The following is a 223-nucleotide window of genomic DNA, read 5'->3' as shown; positions in this document are numbered from 1 at the left end:
TGCATCATATCGTGGAAAAGTGATTTCGCCTTTTCGGTACCGTAGGCAAGCTCGCTGATCTTTAAGTGTCTGTCCTCCAGATCGGCACGTGTCAGGGTACAACGGATTTGATTTTCATTGATCTTTTCAATTTTCATATCATCACTTCCTACCTGTAAATAATCTTATACGAACTCAATAGTAGTATAAACAAAAAATAAAATTATGTAAATAAATTTTAGAA

1 protein-coding gene is annotated in these 223 nt (G+C 34.5%); it reads right to left on the bottom strand.

The window, feature by feature from the left end:
* Window positions 1-137, bottom strand: a 137-nt coding sequence (locus HJY11_RS14085; protein ID WP_208076515.1) for an adaptor protein MecA, incomplete at its 3' end; no start/stop codon positions are given.
* Between the last annotated feature and the right edge of the window lie 86 nt (window positions 138-223).

The organism is Bittarella massiliensis (ex Durand et al. 2017) (assembly GCF_017566145.1).
GTDB lineage: Bacteria > Bacillota > Clostridia > Oscillospirales > Ruminococcaceae > Bittarella > Bittarella massiliensis_A.
Note: the sequence above shows the minus strand (reverse complement) of the source record. Positions and strands in the feature narration are given on the sequence as shown.